At 70.1% G+C, this 18,536-nt stretch carries 14 protein-coding genes; 10 read left to right on the top strand and 4 right to left on the bottom strand.

The window, feature by feature from the left end:
* Nucleotides 1–29 precede the first annotated feature (29 nt).
* From ilvA to ACWCRD_RS11720, 3 genes are all read left to right on the top strand, one after another.
* On the top strand, nucleotides 30–1,259 hold the full coding sequence (ilvA, locus tag ACWCRD_RS11710; protein WP_450965666.1) for a threonine ammonia-lyase: 1,230 nt from the start codon (nucleotides 30–32) through the stop codon (nucleotides 1,257–1,259).
* Nucleotides 1,260–1,454: 195 nt separating this feature from the next.
* On the top strand, nucleotides 1,455–2,465 hold the full coding sequence (locus ACWCRD_RS11715) for an ATP-binding cassette domain-containing protein (RefSeq protein ID WP_450965667.1): 1,011 nt from the start codon (nucleotides 1,455–1,457) through the stop codon (nucleotides 2,463–2,465).
* Nucleotides 2,462–3,307 (top strand): ABC transporter permease, encoded by an 846-nt coding sequence (locus ACWCRD_RS11720; protein WP_344404410.1) that lies wholly within the window; start codon nucleotides 2,462–2,464, stop codon nucleotides 3,305–3,307. Before ACWCRD_RS11715 ends, ACWCRD_RS11720 begins: the two co-directional genes overlap by 4 nt.
* 67 nt (nucleotides 3,308–3,374) lie before the next feature.
* Here the strand turns inward: ACWCRD_RS11720 and greA are convergent, their stop codons facing one another.
* Both greA and ACWCRD_RS11730 read right to left on the bottom strand, forming a co-directional pair.
* Entirely contained in the window at nucleotides 3,375–3,875 is a 501-nt protein-coding gene (greA, locus tag ACWCRD_RS11725; RefSeq protein ID WP_030929763.1) for a transcription elongation factor GreA, read from the bottom strand.
* Nucleotides 3,876–4,044: 169 nt separating this feature from the next.
* Nucleotides 4,045–4,443: a DUF4307 domain-containing protein gene (locus ACWCRD_RS11730; RefSeq protein ID WP_450965668.1), complete on the bottom strand. Its 399-nt coding sequence runs from the start codon at nucleotides 4,441–4,443 to the stop codon at nucleotides 4,045–4,047.
* A 134-nt stretch (nucleotides 4,444–4,577) separates the two neighbouring features.
* Here ACWCRD_RS11730 and mca point away from each other — a divergent pair, with 134 nt between their 5' ends.
* The gene (mca, locus tag ACWCRD_RS11735; protein WP_450965838.1) at nucleotides 4,578–5,438 is read left to right on the top strand and encodes a mycothiol conjugate amidase Mca; all 861 of its coding nucleotides are present in this window, start codon (nucleotides 4,578–4,580) and stop codon (nucleotides 5,436–5,438) included.
* Nucleotides 5,431–5,679: a hypothetical protein gene (locus ACWCRD_RS11740; RefSeq protein ID WP_450965669.1), complete on the top strand. Its 249-nt coding sequence runs from the start codon at nucleotides 5,431–5,433 to the stop codon at nucleotides 5,677–5,679. The genes mca and ACWCRD_RS11740 overlap by 8 nt, the downstream gene beginning before the upstream one ends.
* 27 nt (nucleotides 5,680–5,706) lie before the next feature.
* Here ACWCRD_RS11740 and ACWCRD_RS11745 read toward each other — a convergent pair whose 3' ends face one another.
* Nucleotides 5,707–8,907 (bottom strand): NB-ARC domain-containing protein, encoded by a 3,201-nt coding sequence (locus ACWCRD_RS11745; RefSeq protein ID WP_450965670.1) that lies wholly within the window; start codon nucleotides 8,905–8,907, stop codon nucleotides 5,707–5,709.
* A 139-nt stretch (nucleotides 8,908–9,046) separates the two neighbouring features.
* Here ACWCRD_RS11745 and ACWCRD_RS11750 point away from each other — a divergent pair, with 139 nt between their 5' ends.
* The 5 genes from ACWCRD_RS11750 to ACWCRD_RS11770 all read left to right on the top strand — a co-directional run bounded on the left by ACWCRD_RS11750 (nucleotide 9,047) and on the right by ACWCRD_RS11770 (nucleotide 17,802).
* On the top strand, nucleotides 9,047–11,104 hold the full coding sequence (locus ACWCRD_RS11750; protein WP_450965671.1) for a thioredoxin domain-containing protein: 2,058 nt from the start codon (nucleotides 9,047–9,049) through the stop codon (nucleotides 11,102–11,104).
* A gap of 190 nt (nucleotides 11,105–11,294) precedes the next feature.
* Nucleotides 11,295–12,563 (top strand): glycosyltransferase, encoded by a 1,269-nt coding sequence (locus tag ACWCRD_RS11755; RefSeq protein WP_450965672.1) that lies wholly within the window; start codon nucleotides 11,295–11,297, stop codon nucleotides 12,561–12,563.
* Nucleotides 12,560–14,209: an ArnT family glycosyltransferase gene (locus ACWCRD_RS11760; protein WP_450965673.1), complete on the top strand. Its 1,650-nt coding sequence runs from the start codon at nucleotides 12,560–12,562 to the stop codon at nucleotides 14,207–14,209. The genes ACWCRD_RS11755 and ACWCRD_RS11760 overlap by 4 nt, the downstream gene beginning before the upstream one ends.
* Nucleotides 14,206–15,387 (top strand): glycosyltransferase, encoded by a 1,182-nt coding sequence (locus tag ACWCRD_RS11765; protein WP_450965674.1) that lies wholly within the window; start codon nucleotides 14,206–14,208, stop codon nucleotides 15,385–15,387. Before ACWCRD_RS11760 ends, ACWCRD_RS11765 begins: the two co-directional genes overlap by 4 nt.
* A gap of 9 nt (nucleotides 15,388–15,396) precedes the next feature.
* Complete coding sequence (locus ACWCRD_RS11770; protein WP_450965675.1) at nucleotides 15,397–17,802, top strand: galactose oxidase-like domain-containing protein; 2,406 nt, start codon at nucleotides 15,397–15,399, stop codon at nucleotides 17,800–17,802.
* On the opposite strand, the gene ACWCRD_RS11775 is transcribed toward ACWCRD_RS11770, so the two are convergent.
* Entirely contained in the window at nucleotides 17,799–18,524 is a 726-nt protein-coding gene (locus tag ACWCRD_RS11775; protein WP_450965676.1) for a Mut7-C RNAse domain-containing protein, read from the bottom strand. The genes ACWCRD_RS11770 and ACWCRD_RS11775 overlap by 4 nt on opposite strands.
* Nucleotides 18,525–18,536: the final 12 nt, after the last annotated feature.

Below are 18,536 nucleotides of genomic sequence, written 5' to 3' on the forward strand. Positions count from 1 at the left end.
GCGCGCCTGTGAACTGCGATGCTTGAGTCATGAGCTACAGCACGGCTGACTCCTTTCGGCCCGTGACCCTCGACGACGTGCGGGGCGCCCAGAAGATGCTCTCGGGCGTGGCGCGGGTGACGGCGATGGAGGGCAGCAGGCATCTGTCCCAGCTGGTGGGCGCGCCGGTGCACTTCAAGTGCGAGAACCTTCAGCGCACGGGTTCGTTCAAGCTGCGCGGCGCCTACGTCCGGATCGCCGGGCTGCTGCCCGAGGAGCGGGCCGCCGGGGTGGTGGCGGCGAGCGCCGGCAACCACGCGCAGGGCGTCGCGCTGGCGTCCTCGCTGCTCGGCGTGCGGGCGACGGTGTTCATGCCGAAGGGCGCCCCGCTGCCGAAGATCAGCGCCACCCGCGAGTACGGCGCCGAGGTGCGCCTGCACGGGCAGGTGGTCGACGAGACGCTGGCCGCCGCGCAGGCGTACGCGGCCGAGACCGGCGCGGTGTTCATCCACCCCTTCGACCACCCGGACATCATCGCGGGCCAGGGCACGGTCGGACTGGAGATCCTCGAGCAGTGCCCGGAGGTGCGCACCGTCGTCGTCGGCATCGGCGGGGGTGGCCTGGCGGCCGGCATCGCGATCGCGGTGAAGGCGCTGCGGCCGGACGTACGGATCGTGGGTGTGCAGGCGGAGGGTGCGGCGGCGTACCCGCCCTCGCTGGCGGCCGGGCGCCCGGTGTCGGTCGAGCACCCGGCGACCATGGCCGACGGCATCAAGGTCGGGCGGCCCGGCGACGTGCCGTTCGAGATTGTCCGCGAGCTGGTCGACGAGGTCCGCACGGTCTCCGAGGACGCCCTGTCCACCGCGTTGCTGCTGTGCCTGGAGCGGGCCAAGCTGGTCGTCGAACCGGCCGGTGCGAGCCCCGTCGCGGCGCTGCTGAGCGAGCCGGGAGCCTTCGAGGGCCCGGTGGTGGCGGTGCTGTCCGGCGGGAACGTCGACCCCCTGCTGATGCAGCGCGTCCTGCGTCACGGCATGGCGGCGCAGGGGCGCTACCTGGCCGTACGGCTGCGGCTGACGGACCGGCCGGGGGCCCTCGCGACGCTTCTCGGGGTGTTGTCAGTGGTGGACGCTAACGTCCTCGATGTGAGTCACGTACGGACCGACCCACGGCTCGGGCTCACGGAGGCGGAGGTCGAACTGCACCTGGAGACCAAGGGGCGGGAGCACTGCGCCGAGGTCGGCCGGGCACTGCGCGAGGCGGGCTACACGGTCATCGACTGAGCCGCCCGGCGACCGGGCCGAGCAGGAACCCCAGGTCAGGAGCTCTTCGCCACTCGATCGAGTAAATGCGTTGAGAGACGCGATACATCGCGTTACGGTGTGTGTCGTGACGGCCGCCTGTCACGCCACCCGACAGGCGGTGCAAGTGCGCAACCCAAGGCTTTCCGAAGCATCCCCGACGACGTGGAGACTCATATGCCAGGCGCCATCTATGCCGAAGGCCTGGTCAAGACCTTCGGTGACGTAAGGGCTCTGGACGGCGTCGACCTCGATGTCCCCGAGGGCACCGTGCTGGGCCTGCTCGGGCCGAACGGCGCGGGCAAGACGACGGCGGTCCGCTGCCTGACCACTTTGCTGCGCCCCGACAGCGGCAGGGCGGTCGTGGCCGGCCTCGACGTCCTCAAGCAGCCCAACGAGGTGCGGCGCTCCATCGGCCTGTCCGGCCAGTTCGCCGCGGTCGACGAGTATCTGACCGGCCGCGAGAACCTGCAGATGGTCGGCCAGCTGTACCAGATGAAGGCCAGGGCCGCGAAGGCCAGGGCGGGAGAGCTGCTGGACCAGTTCGACCTCGCGGAGGCCGCAGACCGGCCCGCGAAGACCTACTCCGGCGGCATGCGCCGCCGACTCGACCTCGCCGCGGCCCTGGTCGTCTCGCCGCCCGTGATGTTCATGGACGAGCCGACGACCGGCCTCGACCCCCGCAATCGCCAGCTGCTGTGGGAGGCCATCAAACAGCTCGTCTCCGGCGGCACGACCCTGCTGCTCACCACCCAGTACCTGGAGGAGGCCGACCACCTCGCGCACGACATCGTGGTCGTCGACCACGGCCATGTCATCGCCCGTGGCACCTCCGACCAGCTCAAGGCCCGCACCGGCGGCGAGCGCGTCGAGGTCGTGGTGCACGAGCGTGAACACATGTCGACCGCAGGCGAGATCCTCACCGGCTTCGGAAAGGGCGAGCTCACCGTCGAGGAGCACACCCGCAAGCTCACCGTGCCCGTCGCCGGCGGCGCGAAGCTGCTCGCCGAGGTCATCCGGGAGCTCGACACCCGCGGCATCGAGATAGATGACATCGGCCTGCGCCGCCCCACCCTCGACGACGTCTTCCTGTCCCTGACGGGACACGTGGCAGAGGTCAAGGACGAGGAGAGCGGCACGCCCGCGGAGACCAAGGACCGCAAGCAGAAGAAGGAGGCAGCCAAGTGAGCGCCGTCACCGACGCCGTGCGGGTCGCGCCGCCCGCGAACCCGGTCAGCCAGTCGATCCGCGACTCGCTGGTCGTTGCCAAACGCAATCTGATCCGCATGTCCCGGATCCCCGAGATGGTCATCTTCGGCCTCATCCAGCCGATCATGTTCGTGGTGCTGTTCAGCTATGTGTTCGGCGGTTCCATGAACATCGGCGGCACCACGGACCCCCAGGTCTACCGCGAGTTCCTGATGGCCGGCATCTTCGCCCAGACGGTCACCTTCGCCACCGCGGGGGCGGGCGCGGGCATCGCCGACGACATGCACAAGGGGCTCATCGACCGTTTCCGCTCGCTGCCCATGGCACGCGGCGCGGTGCTGACCGGACGGACGCTGGCCGACCTGGTGCAGACGGCCCTCACGCTGTTCGTGCTGGCCATGGTCGCCCTGCTGGTCGGATGGCGTACCCACACCAACATCGGTGAGGTGCTCGGCGCCTTCGGCCTGCTGCTCCTGACCGGCTACGCGTTCACCTGGATCGGCGCGGTCATCGGTCTGTCCGTGCGCACGCCCGAGGCGGCCACCTCCGGCGGTCTGATCTGGCTGTTCCCCGTCACGTTCATCTCGAACGCGTTCGTGGACTCCAGCCGTATGACCCCCTGGCTGCGTCATATCGCCGAGTGGAACCCGTTCAGCGCGACGGTCCAGGCCTGCCGCAAGCTCTTCGGCAACCCCGGCGTCTCGCCCTCGGACGCCTGGCCCATGGCGCACCCCGTGTGGGCCTCGTTGATCTACTCGGTCCTGATCATCGTCATATTCAGGACGCTGGCGGTGCGGAAGTACCGCTCGGCGACGGCGTGACCGACGGAACGAAGGCGCCCCCGGCGTCACCACGACGCCGGGGGCACCAAAGGACGTGCAGACCGGATCAACCGGTGTAGGGCTCGGCCTTCAGGATCGTCACCGAAGCCTTCTTGCCGTTCGGCAGCTCGTACTCAGCGTCCTCGCCGACCTTGTGGCCGATCACGCCGGAACCCAGCGGGGACTGCGGCGAGTACGTCTCGATGTCCGAGCTCGCGTACTCGCGCGAGGCGAGCAGGAAGGTCATCGTGTCGTCCTCGTCGCCGTCGAAGGCGATCGTCACGACCATGCCGGGGGCCACGGCGCCGTCCGCCGAGGCCGGGGCCTCGCCGACCTTGGCGTTCTCCAGAAGCTGGGTCAGCTGGCGCACACGGAGCTCCTGCTTGCCCTGCTCTTCCTTGGCCGCGTGGTACCCGCCGTTCTCACGCAGGTCGCCCTCCTCGCGCGCGGCCGCGATCTTGGCGGCGATCTCCGTGCGCGCAGGACCAGACAGGTACTCCAGCTCGGCCTTGAGCTGGTTGTACGCCTCCTGGGTCAGCCAGGTGACGTTCTCGCTGGTCTGGGTCACAGGTGCTCCTCGTAGGTACTGGGAATACAAAGCATCGCCCTACCCAGAAGAATGGTCCTTCACGGATGGGCGAAACCACGAGCCTAACAATTCAGCGGCTGAAGGGGGAGGACATAAGCCACCAGAATTGCATCAATGCAGGTCACGTCTTGTGTATTTCCGGCTGACGTCAGTCGGCGTGGCAGCCGAGAAGTTCCGCCGTGGTGCCCTCGGAGGTCGTACGCAGCGTGACGACCCGGTCGATGCGCGTGGCGTGCCCGCCGAAACGGAAGTCGGCCCGGCCCACCTCCGCCCCGTCCTTCGACTGGGAGCGGATGGTGCAGTAGCCGGAGGTGCCGGCGTCCTTGCGGACCTCCAGATGCACCTTCACCGAGTCCTTCTGCGCATCGAAGGTGATCACCTCGGCGCTGATCTTGTTCTGGGCGACGTAGTGGTAGGCGAAGTAGCCGATCAGCAGCAGCAGGAAGGTCCCGAGCACAGCCCCGGCGATCTTGAGCTTGCGGTCGGCGCGCTCGTCCGAGGAGCGGCCGTAGCGGCCCTCGGGCAGCCGCGTGCTCGCCGTACTCATGATCGTCCTCTCCCAAACCGGACCACGGAATTTTTCTCCCCCGGATTCGGTCACTATAGAAGCCGCCGATCGCGCCGGTTCACACCGGGCGCCGACTTACCGAGGATTGAGTCTTGACTGACCAGCTGCGACTGATGGCCGTGCATGCCCACCCCGACGACGAGTCGAGCAAGGGCGCGGCCACCATGGCGAAGTACGTGTCCGAGGGGGTGGACGTGCTGGTCGTGACCTGCACGGGCGGGGAGCGCGGCTCCATCCTCAACCCCAAGCTGCAGGGCGACAAGTACATCGAGGAGCACATCCACGAGGTACGCAAGAAGGAGATGGACGAGGCCCGCGAAATCCTCGGGGTGAGCCAGGAGTGGCTCGGCTTCGTCGACTCCGGCCTGCCCGAGGGCGACCCGCTGCCGCCGCTGCCCGAGGGCTGCTTCGCCCTGGAGGACGTCGACAAGGCGGCCGGCGAGCTGGTGAAGCAGATCCGTTCCTTCCGTCCCCAGGTGATCACCACCTATGACGAGAACGGCGGCTATCCGCACCCCGACCACATCATGACCCACAAGATCTCGATGGTGGCGTTCGAGGGCGCGGCGGACACCGAGAAGTACCCGGAGTCCGAGTTCGGCCCCATCTACCAGCCGCTCAAGCTCTACTACAACCAGGGCTTCAACCGCCCCCGCACCGAGGCGCTGCACAACGCGCTGCTGGACCGCGGCCTGGAGTCGCCGTACGCGGACTGGCTCAAGCGCTGGAGCGAGTTCGAGCGGGTAGAACGCACGCTGACCACGCACATTCCGTGCGCCGAGTTCTTCGAGATCCGCGACAAGGCGCTGATCGCCCACGCCACGCAGATCGACCCCGACGGCGGCTGGTTCAAGGTCCCGATGGAGATCCAGAAGGAGGTCTGGCCGACGGAGGAGTACGAGCTGGCGAAGTCGCTCGTCGATACCTCCCTCCCCGAGGACGACCTCTTCGCGGGCGTCCGCGACAATGCCTGACATGAGCGCAAGCGTGAGCCTGGCAATGACGCACCTCGTCCCCCTCGCCAAGGAGGTGGACGAGAACAAGGTCACCCCCGGCGTCCTCGGCTTCATCGTCTTTGCGGCGATGGCCCTGGCGGTGTGGGCCCTGATGAAGTCGATGAACCGGCACATGGGCAAGGTGAAGTTCAAGGAGCCGGCCGACGCGGATGCCGGGACCGCGGAGTCCGCTGCCGACTCCGAGGCACGCCGGAGCTGACGCAGTGGGAGCGGGGGTGGCCGGCGGTCAGTGACTGGCCGGTACCGCCACCCCCATCACCTCCCGCGCATGCCGGCTCGGCACCATCCCGAGCCGCCAGGCCTGCCAGCCCTCCTCCAGGTTCACGCCCCGCTCCAGCAGCAGCTGATACGCCTCCACGTAGTCGTCGAGCTTCCGGTCCCGCAGGGGATGGCCGGAGCGGGAGAGCTGGGCCAGTTCCTCCTGGGCGACCGCCGTGCCGATCTCCACGCCGCCGGGGGCCGCGTAGGGAAGCAGGGTGCAGCGCAGGAAGCGCGCCCAGTCCGCGCCGCGCTGGTCGCCGTACGAGGTGAACAGCTCCACCGCGTCGTCGCACAGCGCCAGCGCCTGCTGGCTACGGGCATTGCCCGCGTCCACGACCGCGAGTTCCAGGCAGGTCCATGCCTCGCCGTGGGCGACGCCGATGCGCTGGAAGTCGGCGCGGGCGTCGACCAGGAGCTGGCGGGCGAAACCGGAGTTCCTGAGCGAGCCCGTCTGGGCGGCGCGCTGGTCGCGGGTGACTCTCGCCGAGTGGTGGCGGGCGCAGGCCAGGCCGTAGACGTCGCGCATACGGGAGAACATCGTGCGGGAGCGTTCCAGTTCGCGGACCGCGTGATCGAGGTTGCCGGTCTCCTCCAGGGCCTGGCCCAGGTAGTAGACCGTCCAGGCCTCGCCACGGGCGTCCTCGTTGTCCCGGTGCCGGGACGCCGCCTGTCGCAGGCCGTCCACCGCCTGGGACGGATCGCCGGCGACCAGGCGGGCCCGGGCCAGCTGGGTGAGGGCCCAGGCCTCGCCGCGGGCGTCGCGGGTGCGGCCGTAGCGGTCCAGGGCCGCGTTCAGCTCGGACTCGGCGCGCGGGACGTCTCCCATGCGCAGGGACAGCTGGCCGAGCTGGAAATGGGCCCACGCCTCGCCGTGCACGGACTCGTTCGCGCGGTGCAGGACCAGAGACTCGGAGAGCAGCCCCAGTGCCTCCGGCACATGGCCGCGGTCCCGTTCCACCGCGGCCAGGGCGTGCATCGTCCAGCCGCGGTCCGTCGCCAGTTCGGGGGCCGCCTGCAGCTCCAGCGCCTCGCGGAGCTTCACCGCCGCCTCCGTGAGGTTGCCCTGGTGGTGCAGGGTGATGCCCAGGGAGCACAGGGCACGGGCCGCGCCCGCGTCGTGGTGGGCCTCCATGTACAGGTCGACCACCGAGGTCAGCGTCGTCCGCGCCTTGTCCAGCTCACCCAGCTGACGGGCCGCGATGCCGGTGCGCCACTGCACCGAGCGGACCAGCAGACCCTGGTCGACGGCCTGCGCCAGCTCGCTGATCTCGCCCAGACGGTAGAGGTCGCCGCGCAGCAGGCAGTAGTCGCACAGCGCGCCCAGCAGATTCAGCACCGCCGCCTGGTTCACGCCCTCCGCGTGCCGCAGCGTGGAGGTGATGAAGCTCGACTCGTCGTCCAGCCAGCGCAGCGCCTCGTCCAGAGACGTGAAGCCGTGCGGGCTGAAGCGGTCCGAGCGGGTCGACATGTTGCCGTCGACCAGCCGCAGCACCGAGTCGGCGAGGTCGGCGTAGTTCACGATCAGGCGTTCCTGCGCGGCCGTGCGCTCGCCCGCCTCCTCCTCGTCCAGCAGACGGGCATGGGCGAAGGCCCGCACCAGGTCGTGGAGGCGGTAGCGGCTGCCGCGCACATGGTCGATCAGGCCGGCCCGGGAGAGCGCCACCAGATGCCGGGTCGCCTCCGTCTCGTCCGTCGCCAGCAGGGAGGCGGCCGCGGCGGCACCGAGGGAGGCCCGCCCGGCCAGCGCCAGCCGGCGCAGCAGCCGGCGGGCCGCCTCCGACTGGTCCGTGTAGCGCAGCCACAGCACACGCTCGATCGGCTCCACGGGGCCGTACGCCGCCAGATCCGTGGCCAGCTGCCGCGGCGAGCGCGGGCCCAGCGACGAACCGGCGATGCTCAGCGCCAGCGGCAGCCCGCCGCACAGCTCCCGGATACGGTCCGCCGCATCGGCGTCGTACGGCCCCGAGCTGTCCTGCGCCGCCGCGTCCAGCAGCTCCTCCGCGCCCGCCGCGTCCAGCGCCTCGACCGGCAGCTCATGGACATGGGCCTGCAGGTCGGAGGGGAGTTCGAGGGGCTCGCGGGCGGTGACCAGGACCAGGCTGTCGGAGCGCTCGGGGACGAGCGTACGGATCTGTTCGGAGTCCGAGGCGTCGTCCAGGACGACCGTGACCGGCAGGCCCGTCAGATGCTGGTGGTACAGCTCGCTCAACCGCTTGACCTGCTGGTCCGGGGAGGAACGCTCACGGAACAGCAGCTGCTCGCGGGGCGCGCCGAGCCGGTTCAGCAGGTGCAGCAGGGCGTCCCGGGTGGACAGCGGCGGCTCCTTGGGGCTGCCGCCGCGCAGGTCGACCACGCAGGCGCCGCGGAAGTAGTCCTTCAGGTCGTGCGTGGCCCGCATCGCGAGGGCCGTACGGCCGCTGCCGGGCGCCCCGTGCAGGATCACCACCGTGGGGCGGGTGTCCGTGCTCGCGCGGGACGCCTGCACCCACTGCCGTATGCGTGCCATGTCCTGCCGCCGCCCCGCGAACGCCCCGGCGGGCTCCGGGAGCTGGGCGAACGACTGCGCCAGCACATTCCGCCCGCGGGCCGCCGCGCTCTTGTCGGTGCCCCGCAGCTGCGGTCCCGGCTTCTTCGGGCCGGTGGACGCGGCGCGCACCCGCTGCTGGTCGAGGAACGGCCGGATGCCGCGCACCTCCAGTGCCGTCAGCCACTGCAGCCGCAGCTGTTCAGGACCGCCGGGCTGGTTCGCGGCGCCGGCCCGGTGGTGGGCGGCGGGCAGATGGGAACCGGCCACCTTGATCACGGTCGCCGCGGCGCCGACCACGCCGACCGTCACGCCCGCCCCCACCGCCGTACCGGTGTCCGTGCCGAAGGCCAGGTCGGCCACGGCCGCAGCGACCGCCGCAACAACCGCCACCAGCAAGGGAGTCCCGGCCCCCTCCTTCGCGTACCTCTGCCCGAAGGTCAGCCGGTCGCCCTCCGCCTCGTCCAGCGCCCGCGTGTAGGCCTCGTACTCCTCGGCGGCCGTCTCCGCCATCGCGTCCAGCGCGCCGCGCGACCGCGACAGCAGCACCGCTCCGTCGGTGCGTCCGCCGGAGCGTCGTACCTCTTCCTCCACGGCCCGGGCCAACAGCCGTTCGGCATCCACCCGATGGCTGTCCCGCATGTCACGTCCCCCTCCGGCGGCAACTCCTTTGCGTACGAGTGTCCTTCGGGGAAGCCGCGAGCGACAGAGGGCAGCGATCACCGGCGTCCGGGACAGGCCTGGCGCGTGCCACCGGGGGTACTGCGGCAGGATGGACCTCATGCCGAACCGACTGGCTCACGAGACGTCCCCCTACCTGCTCCAGCACGCGGACAACCCCGTCGACTGGTGGCCCTGGTCGGCCGAGGCCTTCGAGGAGGCGCGCAAGAGCGGCAAACCGGTCCTGCTGAGCGTCGGGTACTCCAGCTGCCACTGGTGCCATGTCATGGCCCACGAGTCCTTCGAGGACCAGGCCACCGCCGACTTCCTCAACGAGCACTTCGTCAGCGTCAAGGTCGACCGCGAGGAGCGCCCCGACGTCGACGCCGTCTACATGGAGGCCGTCCAGGCCGCCACCGGCCAGGGCGGCTGGCCCATGACCGTGTTCCTCACGCCGGACGCCGAGCCCTTCTACTTCGGCACGTACTTCCCGCCCGTGCCGCGGCACGGCAGCCCCTCCTTCCGGCAGGTCCTGGAGGGCGTCCGCTCCGCGTGGTCCGACCGGCGGGACGAGGTCGCCGAGGTCGCCGGGAAGATCGTGCGGGACCTCGCCGGCCGGGAGATCTCCTACGGCGACGCACAGGTCCCGGGCGAGGAGGAGCTCGCACAGGCGCTGCTCGGGCTGACCCGTGAGTACGACCCGCAGCGCGGCGGGTTCGGCGGCGCACCGAAGTTCCCGCCGTCCATGGTGATCGAGTTCCTGCTGCGCCACCATGCCCGGACCGGCGCCGAGGGCGCCCTGCAGATGGCCGTGGACACCTGCGAGCGCATGGCCCGCGGCGGCATCTACGACCAGCTCGGCGGCGGCTTCGCCCGCTACTCCGTCGACCGTGAGTGGGTCGTCCCGCACTTCGAGAAGATGCTCTACGACAACGCCCTGCTGTGCCGTGTGTATGCGCACCTGTGGCGGACCACCGGCTCCGAGCTCGCCCGTCGCGTCGCTCTGGAGACCGCCGACTTCATGGTCCGTGAACTGCGCACCGCCGAGGGCGGTTTCGCCTCCGCTCTCGACGCCGACAGCGACGACGGCACGGGCAGGCACGTCGAGGGCGCGTACTACGTGTGGACGCCCCAGCAGCTCACCGAAGTCCTCGGCGAGGAGGACGCCCGGCTCGCCGCCCACCACTTCGGCGTCACCGAGGAAGGCACCTTCGAGCACGGCCAGTCCGTCCTCCAACTCCCGCAGCACGACGGCCTGTTCGACGCCGAGAAGATCGCCTCCATCCGTGAGCGACTGCTCGACAGGCGGAGCGAGCGTCCCGCCCCGGGCCGCGACGACAAGGTGGTCGCGGCCTGGAACGGTCTCGCCATCGCCGCCCTCGCCGAGACCGGCGCCTACTTCGACCGCCCCGACCTGGTCGAGGCCGCGGTCGGCGCCGCCGATCTCCTCGTACGGCTGCATCTGGACGAGCAGGCCCGCCTCGCCCGTACCAGCAAGGACGGCCGGGCCGGCGCCAACGCAGGGGTGCTGGAGGACTACGCCGACGTCGCCGAGGGCTTCCTCGCGCTCGCGTCCGTCACCGGCGAGGGCGTCTGGCTCGAGTTCGCCGGGTTCCTGCTCGACCATGTCCTCGCCCGTTTCGTCGATGCCGAGTCCGGCAGCCTCTACGACACCGCCGCCGACGCCGAGCAGCTGATCCGCCGGCCGCAGGACCCCACCGACAACGCCACACCGTCCGGCTGGACCGCCGCCGCGGGCGCCCTGCTGAGCTATGCCGCCCACACCGGGGCCCCCGCCGCGGCAGCGGCTCATGTCAACGTCCATCGGGCCGCCGCGGAAAGGGCGTTGGGCGTGGTGAAGGCGCTCGGGCCGCGGGTGCCGCGCTTCATCGGCTGGGGGCTCGCCGTCGCCGAGGCCCTCCTCGACGGGCCGCGGGAGGTCGCGATCGTCGGCCCGGCGCTCGACGACCCCGCCACGAAGACCCTGCACCGCACGGCACTTCTGGGCAACGCCCCGGGCGCGGTCGTGGCCGTGGGACTTCCGGAGAGTGACGAGTTTCCGCTCCTCGTCGACCGGCCGCTGCAGCAGGGTCAACCTGCGGCTTACGTCTGCCGTAACTTCACCTGCGATGCCCCGACCACCGATCCGGAACGGTTGCGGACCGCGCTGACCAGCTGAAACGGCAGCGGGCAAGGGGCAGTTACGTAAGCGGTGTTCGAATTGTTCACTCTCGGGACCCGTTGTGAAGAAATGCGTTCTTCATTGAAACGGCCTACAGACTTCACAGATCACCCTTAATGTCTACACAGTTCCGCGACAGATGTGACGTCTGTCGCGGCAGGGGGCATTGGGGATCTGGGGGGATCTGTTGCTGACGTCTGTCTTCATCGCTGCCGTCTCACTGGCCTTGTTCTGGATGGCGGCCTTCACCCTGTGGTGGCAGATGCACGCGTGGCGAACGCCCGAAGTGCTCGCCTCCACCCGCTTCAGCAGGCCGGACGGGGACGAGCATGTCTCCTTCTCGCTGCTGCTGCCGGCCCGGCACGAACAGGCCGTGCTGGACCACACCATCCAGCGTCTGCTGGAGTCGACCCACACCGACTTCGAGATCATCGTCATCGTCGGGCACGACGACCCCGCGACCACGGAGGTCGCCGAGCAGGCGGCCGCGCGCGACCCGCGCGTCCGTGTCGTCGTCGACACCCATGAGAAGAAGAACAAGCCGAAGGCCATGAACACGGCGCTGCCGCACTGCCGCGGTGATGTCGTCGGGGTCTTCGACGCCGAGGACCAGGTCCACCCCGAGCTCCTCGCGCATGTCGACCACGCCTTCCGCACCACGCACGCGGACGTGGTGCAGGGCGGCGTCCAGCTCATCAACTTCCACTCCAGCTGGTACTCCCTGCGCAACTGCCTGGAGTACTTCTTCTGGTTCCGCTCCCGGCTGCACCTGCACGCGCAGAAGGGGTTCATCCCGCTCGGCGGCAACACCGTCTTCGTACGGACGGACGTGCTCAGGAAGGCCGACGGCTGGGACCCCGACTGTCTGGCCGAGGACTGCGACCTGGGCGTACGGCTGTCCAGCGTCGGCAAGAAGGTCGTCGTCGCCTACGACTCCGACATGGTGACCCGGGAGGAGACACCCGGAAGCCTCATGTCGCTGCTCAAGCAGCGCACCCGCTGGAACCAGGGCTTCCTCCAGGTCTACCGGAAGAAGGACTGGAAGCAGCTCCCGGGCTTCGGGCAGCGGCTGCTCGCCCGGTACACACTGATGACGCCGTTCCTGCAGGCCTTCTCCGGGGTGATCATCCCGCTCAACGCGGCGGTCGCGCTCTTCCTGGACGTGCCCGTCGGGGTCGCCTTCCTCACCTTCCTGCCGCTGGTCACCGCGGCGGTCACCTTCGTCTTCGAGGTCGTCGGGCTGCACGACTTCGGCAAGCAGTACGGGCTTCGCGTCCGCCTCGCCCACTACCTGAAGCTGGTCGTGGGCGGCCCCTTCTACCAGGTCCTCCTCGCCGGGGCCGCGATCCGCGCCGTATGGCGTGAGCAGCGCGGCCGCAACGACTGGGAGCTGACCAGCCACGTCGGCGCACATCTGAACGACACAGCGGTACTCCGAGAGGACGTCCCTGCGTGACCTCCACCCTTCCCGCGGTGACCACTCCGAAGGTCCCCGCGCAGCGGCAGCCTGCGCCCGAAACCGGTTCGGCCGGCCTGACGGCCCCGCCCCGACGCCTCCGCTCCTCCCGCCCCGACCTCCTGCTGTGCGGCGCGCTCCTCGTGGCGATCCTCGTCGTGCAGGGCTGGAACATCGCCGACTACCCGACGCTCAGCGACGACGAGGGCACCTACCTCGCCCAGGCCTGGGCGGTCCAGCAGGGCAGGGGCCTGGCCCACTACACCTACTGGTACGACCATCCGCCCCTCGGCTGGATCCAGATAGCCCTGCTCACCTGGATCCCGTCCTGGCTGAGCCCCGGCTCGATGACCGTCGGCTCCATGCGTGCGGTGATGCTGATCGTCTCCGCGGTCAGCGCGGTCCTCGTCTTCGTCCTCGCCCGCCGCCTGTCCCTCCCGCGCTGGGCCGCCGGGCTCGCGATGGTTCTGTTCGGCCTCTCGCCGCTCTCCGTCGTCCTCCAGCGCGAGATCTTCCTCGACAACCTCGCGGTGATGTGGACGCTGCTCGCCTTCACCCTCGCCGCCTCCCCGAGCCGCCACCTCTGGCACCACTTCGGCGCGGGCCTCGCGGCCGCCACGGCCGTGCTCACCAAGGAGACGATGCTCGTCGTCCTCCCCGCGCTGTTCGTCACCATGTGGCGGCACAGCCACCGCGACACCCGCAAGTTCGCGGTGACGGGAGCCGTCACGGCCTGCACCCTGATCGGCCTGAGCTATCCCCTCTTCGCCCTGCTGAAGGGCGAGTTGTTCCCGGGCGGCGGACACGTCTCGCTCTTCGAAGGCGTCAAGTACCAGATGACCAGGCCGGGTTCGGGCTTCGTCCTCGACCGCGGCTCCGGCTCCTGGGGCGTCCTGCACTCGTGGCTCTACTACGACCGCGTCCTGCCGTTCGGCGGCCTCGCCGGCGCTCTGCTGCTGGTGGCCGGCTGGCGCCGGTCGGTCACCGCGCGCGCCCTCGCCGGACCGGCCCTCACCGTCGCGATCCTCACCGCGCTGGCCCTGCGGCCCAACGGCTATCTGCCCGCGATGTACGTCATCCAGGCGCTGCCCTTCCTCGCGCTGGTCCTCGCCGGGGGCATCGCCTCCGTCGCCCACGCCGTGCTGCGCAGGTGGCGGCGCCCCGACGAACAGCGCTGGACGACGTACGGCCGTTACACCCTCGCCGCCGTCCTGGCGCTCGCCGCCGGCGCCTACACCGTCCCGAAGTGGTACGACGGCGACCGCACCGCCGTCACCGCCGACGCCAACGCCCCCTACCGCTCCGCCTCCAAGTGGCTGGCCACCGAGGTCGCGCACCCGAAGGACACCCGCGTCCTGGTCGACGACGCGCTCTGGCTGGACCTGGTGCACGAGGGATACCGGCCCGGGCTCGGCGTCATCTGGTTCTACAAGGCCGACCTCGACCCGGCTGTCACGAAGACGATGCCGCACGGCTGGAAGGACCTCGACTACGTGGTCGCCTCCCCGACGGTGCGGCGCGACGCGGTGGATCTGCCCAACGTCAGAGCGGCCATCGAGCACTCCACGCCGGTCGCCACCTTCGGGACCGGTCCCGACCGCATCGAGATCCGGCGGATCCAGACCGCCTCCGGAGGCGTCCGATGACCCACGAGTACACCGCCCCCGGGGAGCTCGACGATCCCGCCGCACGCGGCGTCGAAGTCGCCGAGCCCGGCGCCGTCACCATCGTCGTACCGACGTACAACGAGTCCGCGAACATCCGCCGGCTTCTGCACCAGATCACCGAGTCGGTGCCCTCCCGCCTGCCCTGTGAGGTCGTCTTCGTCGACGACTCCACCGACGACACCCCCGAGGTGATCCAGGAGGCGGCGAAGGACTGCCCCTTCCCGGTCACCGTGCTGCACCGTGAGGAGCCCGTCGGCGGTCTCGGCGGGGCCGTCGTCGAGGGCATGAAGGCGGCCGGGTCGGACTGGATCGTCGTCATGGACGGCGACTGCCAGCATCCGCCGTCCCTGGTACCGGAGTTGGTGGCCACCGGCGAGCGCGCGAACGCCGGACTCGTGGTCGCCTCGCGGTACATCAAGGGCGGCAGCCGCGCGGGGCTGGCCGGCAGCTACCGGGTGGCCGTCAGCCGCGGGGCCACCTGGCTGACGAAGTCCCTGTTCCCGCGCAGACTGCGCGGCATCAGCGACCCGATGAGCGGCTTCTTCGCGATCCGCCGCAGCGACATCGCGGCGGAGGCCCTCAAGCCCCTCGGCTACAAGATCCTCCTGGAGCTGGCGGTCCGCAGCCGCCCCCGCCAGGTCACCGAGGTGCCCTTCGTCTTCCAGGACCGTTTCGCGGGGGAGTCCAAGTCGTCCGCGCAGGAGGGCTTCCGCTTTCTGCGCCATCTGGTCGGCCTGCGCACCGCCTCGCCCGTCGCCCGCATGGTGGGCTTCGGTCTGATCGGCGCGAGCGGCTTTGTGCCGAACCTGGTCGGGCTGTGGGCGCTGACGGTCGCCGGCCTGCACTACGTACCGGCCGAGATCCTCGCCAACCAGTTCGGCGTCGCCTGGAACTTCGTCCTCATCGAGCATCTGCTGTTCCGCGACCGCCGCGCGCATCGACGCTGGTGGGACCGCCTCGGCCGGTTCGCGCTGCTCGCCAACGCCGACCTGGTGCTGCGCATCCCGCTGATCGCACTGTTCGTGAACCGGTTCGGTATGGGCGCGCTCACCGCCACCGCGCTCGCGCTGGTGACGACGTTCGTCCTGCGCTTCGTCGGGACCGAAGCGCTGGTCTACCTCCCGCGCAGGGGCCGCGGGAAGAGCACCGCAAGCTAGGAGAGCCGTGTGAAAAAGCACCGCAGGAGAACCGCACTGGTCGGGGTGGGGGCCCTGACCGCCGGTCTGCTCCTCACCACACCCCAGTCCGCCGAGGCGGCCAACCTCGTCAAGAACCCCGGCTTCGAGACGGACGGCACGGGAGGGATGCCGTACTGCTGGGAGAAGTCCGGCTGGGGCGACAACGACTTCACGTTCGAGACGACGAGCGACGCCCACAGCGGGGCCAAGGCGATGAAGGTGTCGCTCACCCGTCGCGTCGACGGCGACCGCAAGGCACTGATCACCGAGTCGACGGACTGCGCGCCGGTGGTGACGGCGGGCAAGCAGTACGACCTCGGGCTCTGGTACAAGACGACCACGCCGGACGCCAACATCACCCTGTTCCGGCACGACGCCACCGCCGGCTGGCAGTACTGGACCGACCTCAAAACCCTGGAAATGCAGGGGAGTTGGACCCAGGCAACGGTCCGCACGCCCGAGATCCCGGCCGGTACCGACCGCATCACCTGGGGTGTCTCCGTCTACGGCACCGGCTCGGCGACCACCGACGACTACACGATGGACCAGGTCCCCGACGTCACCCCGCCCGCCATCTGCACCGGCACGGCGGACGAGTGCGCGAACGGCCGCTGGGACGTGCTGCCCACGCAGAATCCGGTCCGCTCCATGCACTCCGTCGTCCTCAACAACGGCAAGGTGCTGCTGATCGCGGGCTCCGGCAACAGCGAGGAGAACTTCAACGCCGGCACGTTCACCAGCGCGGTCTACAACCCGGCCGACGGCTCCTACAAGGTCATCCCGACCCCGAAGGACATGTTCTGCTCCGGCCACATCCAGCTCCAGGACGGCAGGGTCCTGGTGCTGAGCGGCAACAAGGCGTTCCCGGCGGCGGACGGTTCGCACGGCTACGAGGGCTACAAGGACTCCTACATCTTCGATCCGGCGACCGAGACCTACAGCAGGACCAACGATCTCAACGACGGCCACTGGTACCCCTCGGCGACCGAGCTCGGCAACGGTGACGTCGTCTCCTTCGGCGGTCTGCGCGAGGACTCGACCGGCTCGGTGACCGCCGAGTACTGGTCGCAGGCCCAGCAGAAGTGGCTGGCGCTGTGGCAGGTCAATCAGACCTGGTCGTACTGGGGTCTGTACCCGTCGATGATCCTGATGCAGGACGGCCGCCTGTTCTACTCGGGCAGCCATGTCTTCGGCAACAACATCCCGGGGACCGGTTCGGCGATCTACGACTACAACGCCAACACGATCACGCAGGTCCCGGGCCTGCAGAACAAGGACCAGCGCGACCAGTCCGCGAGCGTGCTGCTGCCCCCGGCGCAGAGCCAGAAGGTCCTCACCATCGGCGGCGGCAACATCGACTCCAACCCGGACGCGAACCGTCTGACGGATGTCATCGACCTCAAGCAGGCCAACCCGTCGTACGTCGCCGGGCCGCCGATCCCGCAGGGCACGGTCGACCTCGGCAACGGTCCGGTGGCCGAGACCGGCAACCAGGGCAAGATGTACGTCTCCGCGGTCCTGCTGCCCGACGGCAAGGTGCTGGAGACCGGGGGCGGACTGCACAACCGCGCCAACCCGGTCCACGAGGCCTCGCTCTACGACCCGGACACCAACACCTTCGACCCGGTGGCCGCCGATCCGGAGGCCCGCGGCTACCACTCCTCCGCGTTCCTGCTGCCCGACGGCCGTGTGATGGCGACCGGCGACAACCCGGGCAACGGCACCTGGAACCACAACGTGTCGATCTACACGCCGCCCTATCTCCTCAAGGGCGAGCGCCCGACGATCACTTCGATGATCAACACCGAGTGGCACTACGGCGACACCCAGCGGATCACCGTCGACCACCCCGTCGTCAAGGCCGAGTTGATCCGCCCCGCCGCCGTCACCCACTCCTCGGACCCGAACCAGCGGTTCGTCGACCTGCCGCTGTCCGTCGACGGCAACAACGTCGACCTGAACGTCACCAGCAACCCCGACGTGGCCCCGCCCGGCTGGTACATGCTCTTCGCGGTCGACGCCAACGGCGTTCCGTCAGTGGCCAAGTGGGTGCACCTCCAGGGCCCGCAGGCCCTGAGCGCCGCCACCGCCGACGCCCACGTCCACTCCTTCGCCGACTCCCTGTCGGGCCGGGTCGCAGGGCCCGGCAAGAAGCGCACGTCGGTCAAGGTCCCCGTCACCATCTCCGGCTGCGACCGGCACTACGGCTCGGTCAACGTGTGCGTGCCGACCGTGTTCCCGCCGGGCGTGAAGGCGACGGCCAGGTCCCGCTGTGCGTGGCTGAAGAAGAACGACTACGGCCGCCTGGAGGTCAACGGCAGGGACGATCCGCTGGGCCTCGACCCGAACAAGGACGGCCTCGCCTGCGGAAAGGCGGATCTGAGGAAGAGCTAGTTCGCGAACTCCTCCAGGGCGCGCTCCACGATGGCCACCAGCTGCTGGTGGTGCGCGCCCTTCCAGTACGCGCGGCCGCAGTCCCGGCACTGTGCGAAGACGTCGTACGACCGGTGCGTGCCGCCGTGCAGCTGGTCGGCCACCTCTTCCTTGGTGGCCTCCTTCAGCAGCCCGTTGCAGGCGGTGCACCGGGTCCAGGGCCTGAGTTCGGGCCGGAACCGGTCGAGGACGTCCCGGAGTTGGTCCTCGGGCCGGGTGCTGTAGACATACGCCCCGGCCCACAGTTCGCGGCGGCGCAGCAGGCCCCGGTCGCGGCTGAGCATGACCCGCTGCTCGGCGGCCGAGCGGGCGGCGAGGGCCGGGTCGCCGATGTCCGTCGACTCGTACGCCGTGTCCACACCGAGCAGGCGCAGCCGGCGGGCGAGCGTGCCGAGGTGGACGTCGAGGAGGAAGCGCAGCGGGGCGCCGGGGACCCGCTGGGGGCGCTCGACGGGCCGGACCTGCACGGTGTCGCCCGCGGTGGGGACGTAGGAGTACGGGACCTCGCGGCCGTTGACCCACAGCGTCCCGACCTCGGTGAGCGGGACGCCGGCCGACTCGACGACGTGGCCGAGGGAGGAGACGCCGTCGGTGGCGACGGGGCTGGCTCCCCGGCGGCGCTCGCTCGGCACGAACAGGGCCAGGTCGGGGGCGAACTCGACGTGGATCTCGGGACCGTTCACCCGGTCAGGATG

The organism is Streptomyces sp. NPDC002092, from assembly GCF_053593775.1.